Here is an 18,153-nt window from a genome sequence, read left to right on the forward strand (position 1 = left end):
CTGTGGACTATGCGAGCTCGTCGGCAATAGCTGCGACCTGCTCGGCCGTTTCGCACGAATACACGCGAACGTCGCTCAGCGTACGCTTGACCAGGCCCGACAGCGTTTTGCCAGGGCCGACCTCAATAAACGTGTCGATGCCCTGATTCTGCAGAGTATGCAGCGTGTCGACCCAACGAACGGCATGACTCACCTGATTGGCCAAGACATCCGATGCCGCTCGCGGGTCCGCCGGATAGGGCGCCGCCGTCATGTTTGCCATGACCGGAATCAGCAGCGGTGACGGCGCGTGGCCGGCTTGGATATACGTCGCCAGCCCCTCAGTCGCCTCGGCCATATAGGGGCTATGAAATGCGCCCGACACCGCGACTTTCATAGCGCGGCCGCCAGCCTCTTTTACTAGGACGTCGAGCTCCTGCAGCGCCTCGGGCGCTCCGGCAACAACCGTCTGCTGCGGACTGTTGTAGTTGACCGGCCAGCAGTCCTCGCCGGCCTGTTTTGCCAGGTTCTCGACTTGCGCCGCATCGAGCTTGATGACGGCGCGCATGCCGCCCGGATGGCGCTCGGCAGCCGCGGCCATCAGCGCCGCGCGCTCGCACACGAGCTCAAAGCCCGCTCGCGTATCGAACGCCCCCGCAAAGGTGAGCGCGGCGACCTCGCCAAGCGAAAAACCCGCACAGGCGGCAGGTACCACGCCGCGCTCACGCAGGGCGGCAGCCGCTGCCAGATCGTGAACGAACACGCACGGCTGCGTGTTCTCGGTCTGCGAGAGTTCCTCCTTGGAGGCGCTTCGGCACTGCTCACTGGTCCCCGGGCGCACCTCGTCGACAATGGCGAACACCTCGGCGGCCGCCGGCGATGCCTCGATCAGGTCGACGCCCATCGCGGGGTGCTGGGCGCCCTGGCCGGCAAACAGAAACGCTACGCCACCCATGCGCACGCACCCTTCAGGACGTGCTCGGCGCCATCGACTAGGTCGTCAACGATTTCACGTGCACTTTGGCGCTCGTTGACCATGCCGGCAATCTGTCCACACAAAAACGAGCCCTCTTCGTAATTGCCGTCCTTGGCGGCCTTGCGAAGGGCGCCCGTGCCCATGGCCCCGAGCTCCTCGACGCTTACGCCCGCCGCCTCGCTCTTGGCGTAGGCGTTAGTGAAGGGGCTCTTGAGGGCACGCACCGGGTGTCCCGTCGAGCGGCCGGTCGCACGCGTCGAGGTGTCGTTGGCCTTCAGGACCATCTCCTTGTACTGCTCCGATACGGTGCACTCATCTGCGATCAGAAAGCGCGTACCCACCTGCACGCCGGCGGCGCCCAGCATAAAGGCGGCCGCCACGCCGCGGCCATCGGCGATACCGCCAGCCGCAACCACGGGAATATCGACCGCATCGACAACCTGTGGCACCAGTGCCATCGTCGAGGTCTCGCCAATATGGCCGCCTGATTCGGTACCCTCGGCAACCACGGCAGTGGCTCCACGACGCGCCACGAGACGCGCCAGCGCCACCGAGGCAACGACCGGGATGACCTTGATGCCCGCCTCGTTCCACGCCTTCATGTACTTGGTGGGATTGCCGGCACCCGTCACGACGACCGGCACCCGCTCGTCAATCACGACCCGCGCGACCTCGTCGGCAAACGGGCTCATGAGCATGACGTTGACGCCAAAGGGCTTATCCGTCCTGGCGCGCAGCTCATGAATCTGGTCGCGCAGCCAGTTGGCGTCGGCGTTCATGGCCGCGATAATCCCTAAGCCGCCCGCCTCGGACACTGCGGACGCCAGCGAGGCGTCGGCGATCCAGGCCATACCGCCCTGGAACACGGGCTTTTCGATGCCGAGCAGATCGCAGAGAGGAGTCTTGAGCATCTCTACTTCTCCAATGCCGCCTCGACCGTATCGGCGAACTCGCCGACTGTCTTGGGGTTCTCCTCGGTATCGAGCTGGATGCCAAACTCGTCCTCAACGGCGACGAGGATCTCGACGGTGCCCAGACTGTCGAGACCAATCTCCTCGAGCGTGGACTCGGGCTTCATCTCGACGTCGTCAAGACCGGCGGTCTCGCGGATAACATCGCAAACGCGCTCGAAGGTCTTCTGATCTGCCATGGTAGTTCTCCTTTGTTTGTGCCCTAGGGGCGTTTTTATTTCCTATGTGCGACTACTTCCAACGAAGTAGATAGCCACCTATATCCAGACCGGCGCCAAATCCAACGAGGGCGATGGTGTCGCCCGTGTGAAGTGCACCGGCGTTTGCCAGCCGGTCGAGGGCAAGCGGAATGCATGCGCTCGAAATGTTGCCGGTCTCGCGCAGCGTTCGAACCACGCGCTTGTCTGGCACACCGAGGCGCTTGACCGCCTGACTCAGGATTCGTTCGTTAGCCTGATGGAATACAAAATGGTCGATGTCCTCGACCGAAATGCCCGCATCGCTCGCAAGCTTATGGACCGTGTCGCAAATCGCGTTGACGCCGAACTTGAACACGCGGCGGCCATTCATGGACAGCACGCTCTCGCTATCTGCGGAGGCCTTAAACGGCGAGGTGCCGACCAGACCGGGAACGCACAACGTCTCGACGTCGGGCGCCGTCGAAAGCTCAACGGCAAGGGGGCTGTCTCCCCCAGCCTCAATCACCGCGGCGCCTGCCCCATCGCCAAAGAGCACACAGGTGGCGCGGTCGGTCCAGTCGAGCGCGCGCGTCATCTGCTCGGCGGCAACGACAAGCACATGCTTGGCTCGTCCTCGGGCGATATAGCCCTCGGCAACATCGAGCGCAAATACGAAGCCGGCGCAGGCAGCCGAGACATCGAAGGCAGGGCACGTCGCGCCCAGTCGCTCAGCAACGGCACACGCCTCGGCGGGAACAAGGTGGTCACCCGTCGTCGTCGAGCAGACGATCAGATCCAACTGGCTCGCGTCGATTCCGGACACCTGGAGTGCCCGCTCGCTCGCCGCTACGGCAAGGTCGTCAAGTGACTCGGTGGTGCAGACGTTGCGACTCTTAATACCTGTGCGGGTAAAAATCCACTCATCCGAGGTATCGAGGAACTCGGACAGCTCGTCATTGGAAACACTGCGCTTAGGAAGCGCCGAGCCTGTTCCAAGAATCGTGAAACCCATCACTAACCTCCTTTGAGTTGTTGACGTGTTTACATCGACCAAGAGAGGATAGCGCATTTCAGTCGTTGTTAACGTGTTAACATTAAATTGTCCAAATGCGACAAAGGCTTCACATTGTGTCTCTCTCGACACCATTGCGTTATTCACTTATTCATTAAGGAGGTGGCAGCCGTTATGGATGCCAAATTAACGATAGTCGACGTAACCGGATCGACCAACGATGACCTGCTCGAAGCAGGAAAACAGGGAGCGCCGCACGGCACAGGACTTGCCGCCCGGGCTCAGACAGCAGGACGCGGCCGGCGCGGCCACAAGTGGGATTCAACCGCCGGCAACCTATTGCTTTCGATTGTCCTGCGTCCATGCGTTAATCCTGCGAAGTACTCTGGTCTTGCTGCCGTCAGCGGCCTAGCGGTGCTCGAGGCGCTCGAAAAACAGGGTCTTGCAAACGAGATTGGCCTCAAATGGCCCAACGACCTGGTCGCGCGTGGACGCAAACTCGGCGGCATTCTGGTCGAGGCCGCACGCGATAACGAAGGCAAACCTTTCGCCGTCTGTGGCATTGGTGTCAATGTGAACTATGCGCCCCAAGAGGTGCCCGATGGCGGCCTGCCGGCAATCGGTCTCTCGGACCTTAACGAGAACGTTCCAGCTGTCGACATGCTCCTCGATGAGGTCTATCACGCAGTTATAGACGCTATAGATGCCTGGGCAGAACGCCTCAACGCCATGGAAGAAAACACCGGACCGCTCGCGCCCGTCCACGGCGAATATGTCGCTCACCTCAATTGGATTGGAAAGCACGTTATCGCCCGCTCCCCTGCCGGTGACGAGCTGGCGCGAGGCATCTTTAAAACGGTCGATGGCTTTGGTCGTGCGTGCATCGAAACAGAAGACGGCTTGCGATCCTTCCATTTTGAGGAAGCGTCATTGCGCCCCTTGAGTGAGTAGGTCGCCACAGCCAGCCGCTCGGCAGCCTTACCCGGCGATCCAAACCCATCATGCAAAACAAAAGGGCCCCGCTACCGTAGCGGCAGCGGGGCCCTTTAAGCTATGAGCGATATCGCTTAGAGCTTGATGTCGATGTCGACGCCAGCGGGGAGGTCGAGACGCATAAGCGAATCAACGGTGCCCGAGGTGGGGTCGAGGATGTCGATGAGGCGCTTGTGGGTGCGCATCTCGAACTGCTCACGGGAGTCCTTGTTCACGTGCGGCGAGCGGATAACCGTGTACAGGTTGCGCTCGGTGGGCAGGGGGACAGGACCGGAAACGCGAGCGCCGGTCTTCTGAGCGGTCTCGACGATGAGCTTCGCGGACTGATCGACGACCTCGTGATCATAGCCCTTGAGGCGAATGCGGATCTTCTGGGTAGCCAACTTAAACCTCCAAAGAGTGCGAGAGATGCTCTCGCGGATTACGTAACAGGGAGCTCGAACTTAGGCGTTCTTGCTCATGACCTCGTCCACGATGGACTTGGGCGCGGGCTCATAAGAGTCGAACTGCATCGTGTAGGATGCACGGCCCTGGGTCTGGGAGCGAAGGTCGGTAGCGTAACCGAACATCTCGCCCAGCGGCACCTTGGCACGGATGAGCTTGCTGTTCTTGCGATCCTCCATGCCCTCGATCTTGCCGCGGCGACCGGAGAGGTTGCCCATAACGTCGCCCATGTACTGCTCGGGGGTCTCGACCTCGACAGCCATGATCGGCTCGAGCAGCTGCGGGTCGGACTTCTTGAGGGCGTCCTTGATAGCCATGGAACCGGCGATCTTAAAGGCGGCCTCGGAGGAGTCGACCTCGTGGTAAGAACCGTCGAACAGGGTGACCTTAACGTCGAGGACCGGGAAGCCGGCGATAACACCGGTGTTCAGGGCCTCCTGGATGCCCTTGTCGATGGACGGGATGTACTCCTTGGGCACGACGCCGCCGACGATAGCGTTGACGAACTCGTAGCCGAAGCCCTCCTCCATCTTCTCGAGCTTGATGACGGCGTGGCCGTACTGACCGCGACCACCGGACTGACGGACGAACTTGCCCTCAGCCTTCTCGACGTCGTGACCAGCGGTCTCGCGGTAGGCAACCTGGGGCTTACCAACGTTAGCGTCAACCTTGAACTCGCGGAGCAGACGGTCGACGATGATCTCGAGGTGCAGCTCGCCCATGCCGGCGATGATGGTCTGGCCGGTCTCGTGGTTGGTGGACACCTGGAAGGTCGGGTCCTCCTCGGCGAGCTTGGTCAGAGCCAGGGACATCTTGTCCTGCTCGGCCTTGGTCTTGGGCTCGATGGCAACGTCGATAACGGGCTTAGCGAACTCGATCTTCTCGAGGACGATCTCCTTGCCCTCGGCGCACAGGGTGTCACCGGTGGTGGAGTTCTTGAATCCGACGCAAGCGACGATGTCGCCGGCGGCAGCGTCGTCACGGTCGATACGCTCGGCGGCGTTCATCTCGAGGATGCGGCCGAGGCGCTCGCGCTGACCGTTGGAAGCGTTGACAACGTAGGAGCCGGACTCGGCGCGGCCGGAGTAAACGCGGACGTAGGTGAGCTTACCGACGAACGGGTCGGTCATGATCTTGAAGACCAGGCCGGAGAAGGGCTCGTCGAAGGAAGGATGACGCTGGATCTCCTCGCCGGTGTCCGGATCGGTACCGGTGACGGCCTCAACGTCGAGCGGGCTGGGCAGGTAGTCGACGACAGCGTCGAGCAGCTCCTGGACGCCCTTGTTCTTGTAGGCGGAGCCCACGAAGACGAGGTTGAGCTCGTTGGCCAGAACGCCCTTACGCAGAGCAGCCTTGAGCTCCTCGACGGTGAAGTCCTCCTCCATGAGGATCTTCTCCATGAGCTCGTCGTCAAAGCTGGCAGCAGCGTCGAGGAGCTCCTCGCGCTTGGTGGCAGCGATGTCGGCGAACTCAGCCGGGATCTCGTCCATCGGCTCGGGGTAGGTCATGCCCTTCTCGTCGGCCTTGAAGTCCCATGCAGTCATGGTGACCAGGTCGATGACGCCCCAGAAGTTGTCCTCGGCGCCCATCGGGACCTGAGCGGCCACGGCGTTAGCGTCGAGACGATCCTTCATGGTCTCGATAGCGTTGAAGAAGTCAGCGCCCACGCGGTCATACTTGTTGATGAAGGCGATGCGGGGAACGTTGAAGGTAGAAGCCTGACGCCAAACGGTCTCAGACTGGGGCTGAACGCCGGCAACGGCGTCGAAGACGGCGACAGCGCCATCGAGGACGCGCAGGCAGCGCTCGACCTCGGCGGTGAAGTCAACGTGGCCCGGGGTGTCGATGATCTGGATGCGGTAGTCCTTGCCGTCCTTGTTCCAGAAGCAGGTGGTAGCAGCGGAGGTAATGGTTACGCCGCGCTCCTGCTCCTGAACCATCCAGTCCATGGTGGCAGCGCCCTCATGGACCTCACCGATCTTGTGGGTCTTACCGGTGTAGTAAAGAATACGCTCGGTCGTGGTGGTCTTACCGGCATCGATGTGGGCCATGATGCCGATGTTACGGGTATCGGAAAGCTTGTACTTAGGCTTAGCCATGTTAGTTCCTTACCTTAACTTACCAACGATAGTGAGAGAACGCGCGGTTGGCCTCGGCCATCTTGAAGACGTCCTCACGCTTCTTGACGGAAGCGCCCAGGCCGTTGGAGGCGTCGAGGATCTCGTTGGCGAGACGCTCGGCCATGGTCTTCTCCTTGCGAGCGCGGGAGAAGTTGACGATCCAGCGGATACCCAGAGCGGTGGAACGACGGGAGTTGACCTCCATCGGGACCTGATAGGTAGCGCCACCGACACGCTTGGGCTTAACCTCGAGCGTGGGCTTGACGTTGTCCATAGCCTTCTTGAAGGTAGCGAGAGCGTCGCCACCCTCGGACTTCTCGGCAACGATCTCGAAAGCGGTGTAAACGATGCGCTCAGCGGTGGCCTTCTTGCCGTCAAGAAGGACCTTGTTGATGAGCTGAGTCACCAGGCGGTTGTTGTAAACGGCGTCAGGCTGAACCTCACGACGATTAGCTGCTGCACGACGCGGCATGTGAAATCTCCTTAAGTGTCTACCGTGCGGCGCTCAAGGCGGCACACGGCGAAAGTATCAAAACGTTATCTGGCTTATTTAGCCTTGGGGCGCTTAGCACCGTACTTGGAACGGGCCTGCATACGGTTCTGGACCGGAGCAGCGTCGTAGGCGCCACGGATGACGTGATAACGGACACCAGGGAGGTCACGGACACGACCGCCGCGGACGAGCACGATGGAGTGCTCCTGCAGGTTGTGGCCCTCACCCGGGATGTAAGCAGTAACTTCGATGCCGTTGACAAGGCGAACACGGGCAACCTTACGAAGAGCCGAGTTCGGCTTCTTGGGGCTCGTGGTGAAGACGCGGGTGCACACGCCGCGCTTCTGGGAGTTGTGCTGCAGAGCAGCGTTCTTGGACTTCTTGGGCACGGAACGACGGCCCTGGCGAACCAGCTGGTTAATAGTAGGCAAAGCGTACTCCTTCTCGAATGATTCCAGCTTTCTGTAAAGTGCAACGGCTTGAATCGAGGGGTCAGCATCCCCCTACGAAACACGCAGTTCGATAGGATACGTGGCGTTAGCTGTGCCGTCAACAGACCACGCCGCCGGGCGTATCCTAAAATAGGCACATTTCCGCAAAGCCTACACAAAAGGAATCCCCTCCTGTGCACGGGGGCGGATTCCCGGACCGGGCGGCGCGGGGGTTAAGTTTGCTGCTCTACAGTCCTGGCTCGCACGGAGGCCACATTAAGTGGCCTCCGGCTCGTGCGGAACTCGCGACAAACTTAACCCCCGCGCCGCCCGGGCCGGGAATCCGACGCGCTCGTCGGGGCAACGTTACCTGCCAAAAAGGGACAGGTTTGTTTTGGCAGGTTTTATCTGGGAAAAGGCCGCTTCCCCTAGTGGGAAGCGGCCTCAAGCCTTACGAGTAGACGATGGTAAAGGGTTCTTCCGTTTGAGTCTCCCCTGTTGATGTGCACCTCGTTCCCTCAAGGGTTACCGATACAACCTGATCGACATTGATGAGCCTTGTCGGAACCCAGATGTTCTCTCCGCTATTGCGTCCCATCGAAACATAGAAATTGTACGCCCCTGCGTCGTCATCTTCGATAATCTGCTCTGACCCATCCTTGTAGGTGACGGTCAGTTTATGATCAACTGCTTCATAGCCCAGATCATCGATGTGCGTCTGGATGGAAAACGGACTGATCTCGAGAGGCGAGTCATCGGAGCGGAGTTCTTTTGTATCGACGTGCGCTCCGACGTTAAACTCTGGCGTCGATACCTCGATCACCTTCGCATCCTCACCTTTGCCCTCCGTCCAACTGATATTCCAGGTGACCGCATGTCGTAAATCTCGATCGCGATTCCAAGATGCAAAGTACATCGTGCCGTTAATGACCGTGTCGCTTGATGTGTCTTTATCAATGGTGCAGCGTGTATCAGCCCATTCCTCGCCGAAGTTCATGCTGGGTGTACTGACGCCCCCTTCTTCTTCACCATAGAGAACAAGTTCGCCAAGCTCTGCCGCCGGCTTGTAGTAGTTAACGCCATTCGGATTGGACAATGTAAACGTCACAGCACCGCAACCGTTCTCGTCGATTGCCATCTCATGAATGTCGAGCGTATAGCCGTTGCCCTCGACGGACAGATTGACCTTCTGGACTGCACCCTCCAGGCTTTGGGGCGCGATACCATCACCAAACTCTCTGGTGTAGGTATATTTCGTCCCCGACGAGCCGCCATTTGTCCAGGTAACGGACTCTCCGTTGCCATGGTTTCCCCAGGCAGAGGCAAAATAACTGGAATTGACAACAGCGTAGGCGACCCCTCCGGTCGCCAGCACTCCGGCAAGACATCCGATTACGGCAACATACAGAGGCTTCGCGTGACCCTTTCGGCGAAGCGGCTCGCCAGCAGCGGCATAAAGAACACGGTCAGCAAGATCGCTATCGGCTTGGACGGACTCGAAGGCCTGCTTGATCTGGTTGGATTTCACGGTCGCCCTCCTCTAGGATGAACTTGAGCTTCGATCTGCCGCGAGCTAAACGCGTTCGAACGGTCGCGGCTGGCACATGCAGTAACTCGGCAATTTCTGAAGTCGAGAAGCCCAGATAGTAATAGAGCACGATAGGAATACGGAATCGCTCCGGAAGTCGCATAACGTCTGACAGGACCGCCTTGGTCTCCTCCTGCGCCGTCGAAAGCGAATCGGCCAGATTCTCAATATCCTCCACGCGCCTCCACGGCTTTCGAAAGAGAGATTTACATTCATTGATCGTGACCCGGATAAGCCATCGACGAAGATGCTCCCAGTTTTCAAATTGCGCGTCGCTTTTGAGCAACTTAAGAAAGACGTCTTGAGCGACATCGTCGGCGTCAGCGCGATCACGCAGATACGTCAATGCGATCCGAAACACGACATCCCGGTGGTCTTCGACCGCCTGTCTAAAAGCTTGTTCTTCCATAATCACCTCCCGGTGACATTAATGGTTCTCGATGAGGCCCTCACCATAGATACGCTCTTGTCGGGCGAAATGTTTCAAATTCAAGCATGAAAAACCGACCAAAATAAACCTGTCCCTTTTTGGCAAGGGATCAACGGAACGCAACAGGTTGAGCATACGCAAGCGAGCGGCCCCCAGAGCGTACAAGGTGGCATGAAAAAGGCAGGGCATTGACCTTTTGGTCATGCCCTGCCTTTTGAATGACAGATTGTAGCTCTGGGGGCCGCGCAGCGACGGAGGTCGCCGCCGTTCGTTAGAACGGCGGAACTAATTACTCCTCGTCGTTGTCCTTGGCCTCTTCGGCGTCGTCGGTGTCCACGAGCTGGTTGAGCAGCTCGTCGAGGGAAGCCATGTCCTCGTTGATCGCGCCGTTGGCGGGAGCCTTCTTGTCGTCGATCGGGGCGCCCAGGAGCTCCTCGTCGGCGTCGGCGTGATGCGTCGGAGCGGAGGTACCCAGCAGGATGTCGTCCGGACCGTCGGGGCTAAAGACCATCTGCAGCAGCTGCGAGAGGTCTTCCTCGTCGGCAACGTCGTCGTTGTTCTCGAGGATGTAGAGCAGGTCGTGGGCCTCAAGGCCGTCACGGAGCTCCTCGATCGCCTTGGCACCGATGCCATCGATGCGCAGCAGATCCTCCTCGGACTTGCCGACCAGGTCGCCGACCGTCTCGATGCCGACCTCGCTGAACTTGTTGGTCCAGCGCTGCGACACGCCCAGGTCGTCGAACAGGTACAGGCGAGCCTTCTCGGCGGAGATGGTGTGGCCGTTGCGGGTGAACGAACCGTCAGCACCACCGAACTCGTCGTAGCCGGCCCAGTCGAGCTGCTGCGGGAGCTGCTCGTCCAGGTCCTTGAGCTCCACAGGAGCCCACTCGGGCAGCGACTTGGCGTTGGGCGAAGCCGGGCCGTCGATGTCCACGTAGCCGTCGGCCGTGCGATACGTCAGCTTGGCGTTGGCGTACGGCTTGAGGCCGGTACCAGCCGGGATCTTCTTACCGACGATGACGTTGGACTTAAGGTCGAGCAGGTGGTCGACCTTGCCCTCGATGGCAGCCTCGGTAAGGACGCCAGCGGTACGGATGAACGAAGCGCTCGACAGCCAGGAGTCGATGTTGGACGCGACCTTGAGCGTACCCAGGATGACGGGCTCGGCCACGGGAGCCTGACCGCCCAGACGGGCAACGCGCTCGACCTCGTCGGCAAACTCGTAGCGGTCGACGTACTGACCAAGCAGGTACTTGGAGTCGCCGGGGTTGGTGATCTGAACGCGACGCAGCATCTGACGTGCGAGCACCTCGATGTGCTTGTCGTTCAGGTCGACGCCCTGGCTGGTGTAGACGTCCTTGACGCTCTCGACGAAGGTGTGCATCGTCGACTCGATGTCGGTCAGCTTGCGCAGGTTGCGGAAGTTGACGAAGCCCTTGGTGATCTGGTCGCCGGCGCGAACCTCGCAGCCGTCCTCGATCTCGGGCATAAAGCGCACCGATGCGGGGACGCGACGCTCGTCGAGGACGCGGGTGTGATCCTCGGAGTCGGTGAGCGTCAGCACGTACTCGGACTTCTCGGGCTTAATCGAGAGGTGGCCGGAGTACGGAGCCAGCTCGGCCTCGCGACCCAGGATCTTCTCGTTGACGTTGCCGACGATATCGAACATACGGCTGACCGTAGGCAGACCCTGCGTAATATCGTCGACGCCAGCGACGCCGCCGGAGTGAATGGTACGCATCGTAAGCTGCGTACCGGGCTCGCCGATGGACTGGGCGGCAATAATGCCGACCGCGGTACCGATGGCGACCGGACGACGGGTGGAAAGATCCCAGCCGTAGCACTTCTGGCACACGCCGTACTTGGAACGGCAGGTGAGCAGCGCGCGAAGCTTGACCTTCTTGAGGCCGGCATCGACCATCTTCTGGATGTCAGCGACCTTCTCGATGTAGCCGTCCTGCTCAAAGAGCACGGTGCCATCGGGAGCCACGACGTCCTCAATGAAGCAACGGCCGACGAGGTCGGTGTTGAGGTCGGTGGTGCCGGGGATGATGAGGTTGTAGGTGACGCCCTCGTGCGTACCGCAGTCCTCCTCGCGGACGATGACGTCCTGGGCCACGTCGACCAGACGACGGGTCAGGTAACCAGAGTCCGAGGTGTGGGATGCGGTATCGACCAGGCCCTTACGGGCGCCGTAGGTCGAAATGAAGTACTCGAGCGGCAGCAGGCCCTCGCGGAAGTTCGCCTTAATGGGAAGGTCGATCGTCTCGCCGGACATGTCTGCCATCAGGCCACGCATGCCGCCGAGCTGACGCAGCTGGGTCTTAGAACCACGGGCGCCGGAGTCGGCCATCATGTAGAGCGGGTTCTCCTCGTCGAACAAGTCGAGCATGAGCGCTGCAACCTTATCGGTACAAGCGGTCCACTCATTAACGACTTCGATGTGGCGCTCCGTCTCGTTGATGAAGCCCTCCTCGAAGTACTCGTTGATCTGGTCGACGTTGGCCTGGGCGCGATCGAGCAGCTCCTGCTTCTCGGCAGGGATGAGAGCGTCCCACACCGAGATGGTGAGGCCAGCGCGGGTAGCGTAGTGGAAGCCGGAGTACTTGATGGCGTCGAGGATCGGGCCGACCTTGGCCTCGGGATAGCGATCGCAGCAGTCCGCAACCAGCTTGGCCACGTCGCCCTTGACCATCTTGTAGTTCATGAACTCGTAGTCTTCGGGCAGGCACTGGCGGTTGAAGATGATGCGGCCGATAGAGGTCTCGAAGCGCGCGGTCTTGTTGCCGGTGACGTCGTAGTCGACAAACTCGTTCTTGCCGTTCTTGACGCGGAAGATACGGGTGCCGTCCTCGTTGATGACATTGGCGTCGGCAGCGGACACGCGGACCTGAATCTTGGCCTGCATGTCGACCTCGGAGCGGCAGTCATAGGCGTGCAGCGCGTCGTCGAAGCTGGCGAACACGTGGTTCTCGCCCGGCAGACCGTCGCGGACCTGGGTCAGGTAGTACACACCGATGATCATGTCCTGCGAGGGGATGTTGACCGGCTTGCCGGATGCCGGCGAGCGCAGGTTGTTCGCAGAGAGCATAAGCACGCGAGCCTCGGCCTGAGCCTGGCTGGACAGCGGCACGTGGACAGACATCTGGTCGCCGTCGAAGTCGGCGTTGAAGGGCGAGCAGACCAGCGGGTGCAGGTGGATAGCCTTGCCCTCGACCAGAACCGGCTCAAAGGCCTGGATGGACAGACGGTGCAGGGTCGGTGCGCGGTTGAGCAGCACGACGCGACCGTCGATGACCTCTTCGAGGATATCCCACACAAAGGTGGCACCGCGGTCGATAGCGCGCTTGGCACCCTTGATGTTCTCGACCTTGCCAAGCTCGACCAGGCGCTTCATGACGAAGGGCTTGAAGAGCTCCAGCGCCATGGTCTTGGGCAGACCGCACTGGTGCAGCAGCAGCTTGGGGTCGGTAACGATAACCGAACGGCCGGAGTAGTCGACACGCTTACCCAGCAGGTTCTGACGGAAACGGCCCTGCTTGCCCTTGAGGGCCTCAGCGAGCGACTTGAGCGGGCGACCGCCACGGCCAGAGACCGGGCGACCACGACGGCCGTTGTCGAACAGGGCGTCCACGGACTCCTGGAGCATGCGCTTCTCGTTGTTCACGATGATCGCAGGGGCGTCCAGGTCGAGCAGGCGCTTGAGTCGGTTGTTACGGTTGATCACGCGACGATACAGGTCGTTGAGGTCGGACGCGGCGAAGCGGCCGCCGTCGAGCTGGACCATCGGGCGCAGATCGGGCGGAATGACCGGGATGACGTCCAGGATCATGTTCGCGGGGCTGTTGCCGCCCTTCAGGAAGGCGTCAACGACCTCAAGGCGCTTGACGGCCTTCTCGCGCTTCTGCTTCTGGGAATCCTCGTCGGCGATGATGGCCTTGAGCTTCTCGGCCTCGGAGGGGAGGTCGATGGCAGCGAGCAGGTCGCGGACGGCCTCGGCACCCATGCCACCCTTGAAGTACATGGAGTAGTAACGGGTCATCTCGCGGAACAGCGGCTCATCGGAGATGAGGTCGCGCTCGGTGAGCTTCATGAAGGCGTTGAAGGCGTCCGTGCGGAGCTGCTTCTCGTCCTTGCACTCTTCCTCGATGTCGACGATGCCAGAGGCGATCTCCTCGGGGGTCAGCGGCTCCTCGTCGGAGAACTCGTCAAAGTTCTCGGGGTCGCCCTGCTCCTTGAGGGACTCGATCTGGCGGGCGCACTCGGCATCGATCTCTTCCAGATCGGCGGCGAGCTCCTCGCGCAGGTCGTCGGCGTCGGCCTCGCGAGCCTCGTAGTCAACCTCGGTGATGATGTAGCTGGCGAAGTACAGAACCTTCTCGAGGTCCTTGGACTTGATGTCGAGCATACGGCTCATCGGGAAGCTCGTGGGGCTCTTGAAGTACCAGATGTGGGACACGGGAGCGGCGAGCTCGATGTGACCCATGCGGTCGCGACGCACCTTGGCCGAGGTGACCTCGACGCCGCAGCGCTCGCAGACGATGCCCTTAAAGCGGATGCCCTTGTACTTGCCGCAGGAGCACTCCCAGTCCTTGGCGGGACCGAAGATCTTCTCGCAGAACAGGCCGTCCTTCTCGGGCTTGAGGGTACGGTAATTGATGGTCTCCGGCTTCTTGACCTCACCGTGCGACCAGGAACGGATCTGGTCGGCGGAGGCAAGGGAGATCTTTACCGAGTCAAAATCAGTAGCTTCGAAATCTGCCACAGTCAACTACTCCTTATCAGTGGTCGTGGCGGCGACAGCCTCGGGTGCCTCGGCGGTCTCGGCATCCTCGGCCTCGACGTCGGTGTCAACGCCGGCGAGCGCAGCCAGGTCGTCGAGAGCAGAGGTCTCCTCGGCGGTCACAGGGGCGGAGGCGTCCTCGTCGGCATCGTGCATGGGCTCGATGTCCAGCGCGAGGGAGCGGATCTCCTTGACGAGAACCTTGAAGGACTCGGGGATACCCGGGACAGGAACGTTCTCGCCCTTGACGATGGACTCGTAGGTCTTGACGCGGCCCACGGTATCGTCGGACTTGACGGTCAGAATCTCCTGCAGGACGTTGGACGCACCGTATGCGTACAGTGCCCAAACTTCCATCTCGCCGAAGCGCTGGCCGCCGAACTGGGCCTTGCCGCCCAGAGGCTGCTGGGTAACCAGGCTGTAAGGGCCGGTCGAACGGGCGTGGATCTTGTCGTCGACCATGTGGCCGAGCTTGAGGATGTAGGACGTACCCACGGTAATGGGCTCGCGGAACTCCTCGCCGGTACGGCCGTCGAACAGACGGGTCTTGCCGCGCTCGTCAAGCTGGGTGACGAACTCGGGGCGCATGTGATCGCCAAAGGCAGCGGTGGCCTTGTTGAGCATGTTCTTGTTGGCACGACGAATGACCTCGGCGATCTCGTCCTCCTTGGCGCCGTCGAAGACGGGCGTGGCGGTGAAGAACGGACCGGGGACGTACTTGTCGGAGTCGGCCTGCTCGGTATCCCAACCGCAGGCAGCAGCCCAGCCAAGGTGGCACTCGAGCAGCTGGCCGACGTTCATACGCGAGGGAACGCCCAGCGGGTTGAGGATAACGTCGATCGGGGTACCGTCAGCCATGTAGGGCATGTCCTCGACCGGCAGAACGTTACAGATAACACCCTTGTTGCCGTGGCGGCCGGCGATCTTATCGCCCTGCTGGATCTTACGACGCTGGGCGACGTAGACGCGCACCTGCTCGTTGACGCCGGGGGCCAGGTCGTCGCCGTTCTCGCGGCTAAAGCGGACGACGTCGATGACGCGGCCGTAAGCGCCGTGAGGCATCTTAAGGGAGGTATCGCGGACGTCGTGGGCCTTGGCACCGAAGATGGCGCGCAGCAGGCGCTCCTCGGCGGTCAGAGCGCTCTCGCCCTTAGGCGTGACCTTGCCGACCAGGATGTCGCCAGGGCCGACCTCGGCGCCGATGCGGATGATGCCGTCCTCGTCGAGGTTGGCAAGCATGTCCTCGGAGAGGTTCGGGATCTCGCGGGTGATCTCCTCGGGGCCGAGCTTGGTGTCGCGGGCGTCGATCTCGTGACGGGTGATGTTGATGGTCGTCAGCAGGTCCTCGGCCACCAGGCGCTCGGACACGACGATACCGTCCTCGTAGTTAAAGCCTTCCCACGGCATGTAGGCCACGGTGAGGTTCTGGCCCAGTGCGAGCTCGCCGTGATCGGTCGAAGGACCGTCGGCCAGAGGCTCGCCCTGCTCAACGGTGTCACCGACGCGCACGAGCGGACGGTGGTTGATGCAGGTGGACTGGTTGGAGCGCTGGTACTTGGCCAGGTGATACTCGTCCATGCCGCCGGCATGCTTGACGATAATCTTGGCGGCGTCGGCAAAGATGACCTCGCCGGCATTCTTGGCCAGGGTGACCTCGCCGGAGTCCAGAGCGGCGCGACGCTCCATGCCGGTACCGACATAGGGAGCGGCGGGGTGAACCAGCGGCACGGCCTGACGCTGCATGTTAGCGCCCATCAGCGTACGCTTGGCGTCGTCGTGCTCAAGGAACGGAATCAGCGTGGCTGCGACGGAGAGCATCTGACGCGGCGAGACGTCCATGTAGTCGACGTCCTCGACGGGCACGTCGGCGGGAGCGCCGAAGGAGCCGTCGAAGTCGCGGGTACGGGCGATCACGGTGTGCGGGCGGACAAGCTTGCCCTCGGCATCGGTCGTGATGAACTCGTTGGTCTTGGGATCGAGCGGCGTGTTGGCCGGCGCGATGACGTGCTTCTCTTCCTCGTCAGCGGTCATCCAGTCGATCTGGTCGGTGGCAACGCCGTTCTCGACGCGACGGAACGGGGCCTCGATGAAGCCGTACTCGTTGACGCGGGCGTAGAGGGCGAGCGAGCCGATCAGGCCGATGTTGGGGCCTTCGGGGGTCTCGATCGGGCACATGCGGCTGTAGTGCGAGTTGTGAACGTCGCGGACGGCCGTCGGCACGTTGGTGCGGCGGCTGGAGCCGGACTTGTGGCCGGCAAGACCACCAGGGCCGAGTGCGGACAGACGGCGCTTGTGGGTCAGACCGGTCAGGGGGTTCGCCTGGTCCATGAACTGCGAGAGCTGCGAGGAACCGAAGAACTCCTTGATGGAGGCCACGATCGGGCGGATGTTGATGAGCGACTGCGGGGTGATCTCGTCGATGTCCTGGGAGCTCATGCGCTCACGGACGACGCGCTCCATACGGCTCATGCCGATACGGAACTGGTTGGCGACGAGCTCGCCAACGGTGCGGATACGGCGGTTGCCAAAGTGGTCGATGTCGTCGACCTTGAAGCCCTGCTCGCCGGCAGCGAGGGACAGCAGGTAGCGCAGCGTTGCGACGATATCCTCGTCGGTGAGCACCGTGACCTCTTCCTCGGTGGTGAGGTTGAGCTTCTTGTTGACCTTGTAACGACCGACGCGGGCCAGATCGTAGCGCTGCGGGTTAAAGAGCAGGCCCTCGAGCAGGCTGCGGGAAGCGTCCACGGTGGGAGGCTCGCCCGGGCGCAGGCGACGGTAGATCTCGATGAGGGCGTCCTCGCGGGTGAGGGCGGTGTCGCGCTCCAGGGTGCGCTTGATCACATCGGAGTTGCCGAGCAGCTCGATGATGTCGTCGTTGGTGACGGCGATGCCAAGGGCGCGCAGGAACATCGTGGCGCTCTGCTTGCGCTTACGGTCGATGGAGACCATGAGCTGGTCGCGCTTGTCGACCTCAAACTCAAGCCAGGCACCGCGGGACGGGATGATCTGGGCCTTGTAGATCTGCTTGCCCGAATCCATCTCGGAGCTGTAGTACACGCCCGGGGAGCGGACGAGCTGCGAGACGACGATACGCTCGGTACCGTTGATGATGAAGGTGCCCTGATCGGTCATCATGGGGAAGTCGCCCATGAAGACGAGCTGCTCCTTGATCTCGCCGGTCTCCTTGTTGGTGAGACGAACGTCGGTCAGAAGCGGAGCCTGATAGGTCATATCCTTCTCGCGGCACTCCTCGACGGTGTGCGCGGGGTCGCCGAACTGATGCTCGCCGAAGGTAACCTCGAGAACATGGTTCTGGCTCTGGATGGGGCTGGATTCCTTGAACGCCTCACGAAGGCCCTCGTCCTTAAAACGCTCAAAGGATTCCCTTTGAACAGAGATAAGGTTGGGGAGCTCCATGGCCTCCGGGATTTTCCCGAAGCTGACGCGCTTGCGCTCAGTGGCAGTGTATGCGTAGGTCACCAGGTTTTTCCTCCTTCACGGAAATGCTCGGTGGGTTGGCGAGGCATAGCTTCGCCAGTTATCGCAACCTAATAGTTTATCAGGTACCGACCGTTGGGCAAGAAAAGCCTTGACGCGATTGAGTTTTTGGAGTAGCAAAGTTTTTCGACGGAAAAGGTGCAGGTAAATAGGTGTGCATCGAACATCTGTTCATATAATTTCTGTGAACAGAGTTGCTGGTGCGCGCCGCTGAATGGCGGAATGGCGGCGAGGGTTGATCAGGCGGAAACTGTAT

At 61.1% G+C, this 18,153-nt stretch carries 13 protein-coding genes; 1 reads left to right on the forward strand and 12 read right to left on the reverse strand.

Annotated elements, in window-relative coordinates; translation table 11 throughout:
• Positions 1 to 7 precede the first annotated feature (7 nt).
• From AAAX31_RS01400 to AAAX31_RS01415, 4 genes are read right to left on the reverse strand one after another with little or no spacing between them, the layout of a single operon-like run.
• Positions 8 to 934, reverse strand: coding sequence for an ACP S-malonyltransferase (locus AAAX31_RS01400; protein ID WP_117757103.1), 927 nt, complete (start codon positions 932 to 934; stop codon positions 8 to 10).
• A complete protein-coding gene (fabK, locus tag AAAX31_RS01405) occupies positions 922 to 1,866 on the reverse strand; it encodes an enoyl-[acyl-carrier-protein] reductase FabK (protein WP_117563768.1) in 945 nt (314 codons plus the stop codon). Before fabK ends, AAAX31_RS01400 begins: the two co-directional genes overlap by 13 nt.
• A gap of 2 nt (positions 1,867 to 1,868) precedes the next feature.
• Entirely contained in the window at positions 1,869 to 2,105 is a 237-nt protein-coding gene (locus AAAX31_RS01410) for an acyl carrier protein (protein ID WP_006235019.1), read from the reverse strand.
• Positions 2,106 to 2,157: 52 nt separating this feature from the next.
• Positions 2,158 to 3,117: a beta-ketoacyl-ACP synthase III gene (locus tag AAAX31_RS01415; protein ID WP_349075935.1), complete on the reverse strand. Its 960-nt coding sequence runs from the start codon at positions 3,115 to 3,117 to the stop codon at positions 2,158 to 2,160.
• A 174-nt stretch (positions 3,118 to 3,291) separates the two neighbouring features.
• Here AAAX31_RS01415 and AAAX31_RS01420 point away from each other — a divergent pair, with 174 nt between their 5' ends.
• Positions 3,292 to 4,068, forward strand: coding sequence for a biotin--[acetyl-CoA-carboxylase] ligase (locus tag AAAX31_RS01420; RefSeq protein ID WP_117635351.1), 777 nt, complete (start codon positions 3,292 to 3,294; stop codon positions 4,066 to 4,068).
• Positions 4,069 to 4,184: 116 nt separating this feature from the next.
• Here the strand turns inward: AAAX31_RS01420 and rpsJ are convergent, their stop codons facing one another.
• The 8 genes from rpsJ to AAAX31_RS01460 all read right to left on the reverse strand — a co-directional run bounded on the left by rpsJ (position 4,185) and on the right by AAAX31_RS01460 (position 17,879).
• Positions 4,185 to 4,493 (reverse strand): 30S ribosomal protein S10, encoded by a 309-nt coding sequence (gene rpsJ / locus AAAX31_RS01425; RefSeq protein WP_022094184.1) that lies wholly within the window; start codon positions 4,491 to 4,493, stop codon positions 4,185 to 4,187.
• A gap of 60 nt (positions 4,494 to 4,553) precedes the next feature.
• Positions 4,554 to 6,653, reverse strand: coding sequence for an elongation factor G (gene fusA / locus AAAX31_RS01430; RefSeq protein WP_022094183.1), 2,100 nt, complete (start codon positions 6,651 to 6,653; stop codon positions 4,554 to 4,556).
• Positions 6,654 to 6,672: 19 nt separating this feature from the next.
• A complete protein-coding gene (gene rpsG, locus AAAX31_RS01435) occupies positions 6,673 to 7,146 on the reverse strand; it encodes a 30S ribosomal protein S7 (RefSeq protein ID WP_006235013.1) in 474 nt (157 codons plus the stop codon).
• 74 nt (positions 7,147 to 7,220) lie between these two features.
• Positions 7,221 to 7,598, reverse strand: a complete 378-nt coding sequence (gene rpsL / locus AAAX31_RS01440) for a 30S ribosomal protein S12 (protein WP_006235012.1) — start codon at positions 7,596 to 7,598, stop codon at positions 7,221 to 7,223.
• A 451-nt stretch (positions 7,599 to 8,049) separates the two neighbouring features.
• Positions 8,050 to 9,126: a DUF4179 domain-containing protein gene (locus AAAX31_RS01445; RefSeq protein ID WP_349075936.1), complete on the reverse strand. Its 1,077-nt coding sequence runs from the start codon at positions 9,124 to 9,126 to the stop codon at positions 8,050 to 8,052.
• The gene (locus tag AAAX31_RS01450) at positions 9,077 to 9,595 is read right to left on the reverse strand and encodes an RNA polymerase sigma factor (RefSeq protein ID WP_187364957.1); all 519 of its coding nucleotides are present in this window, start codon (positions 9,593 to 9,595) and stop codon (positions 9,077 to 9,079) included. Before AAAX31_RS01450 ends, AAAX31_RS01445 begins: the two co-directional genes overlap by 50 nt.
• 310 nt (positions 9,596 to 9,905) lie before the next feature.
• Positions 9,906 to 14,381: a DNA-directed RNA polymerase subunit beta' gene (locus AAAX31_RS01455; RefSeq protein WP_187361807.1), complete on the reverse strand. Its 4,476-nt coding sequence runs from the start codon at positions 14,379 to 14,381 to the stop codon at positions 9,906 to 9,908.
• Between the two features lie 6 nt (positions 14,382 to 14,387).
• Positions 14,388 to 17,879: a DNA-directed RNA polymerase subunit beta gene (locus tag AAAX31_RS01460; protein WP_255413271.1), complete on the reverse strand. Its 3,492-nt coding sequence runs from the start codon at positions 17,877 to 17,879 to the stop codon at positions 14,388 to 14,390.
• Positions 17,880 to 18,153 lie beyond the last annotated feature (274 nt).

Source organism: Collinsella sp. CLA-ER-H5 (genome assembly GCF_040092375.1).
GTDB lineage: Bacteria > Actinomycetota > Coriobacteriia > Coriobacteriales > Coriobacteriaceae > Collinsella.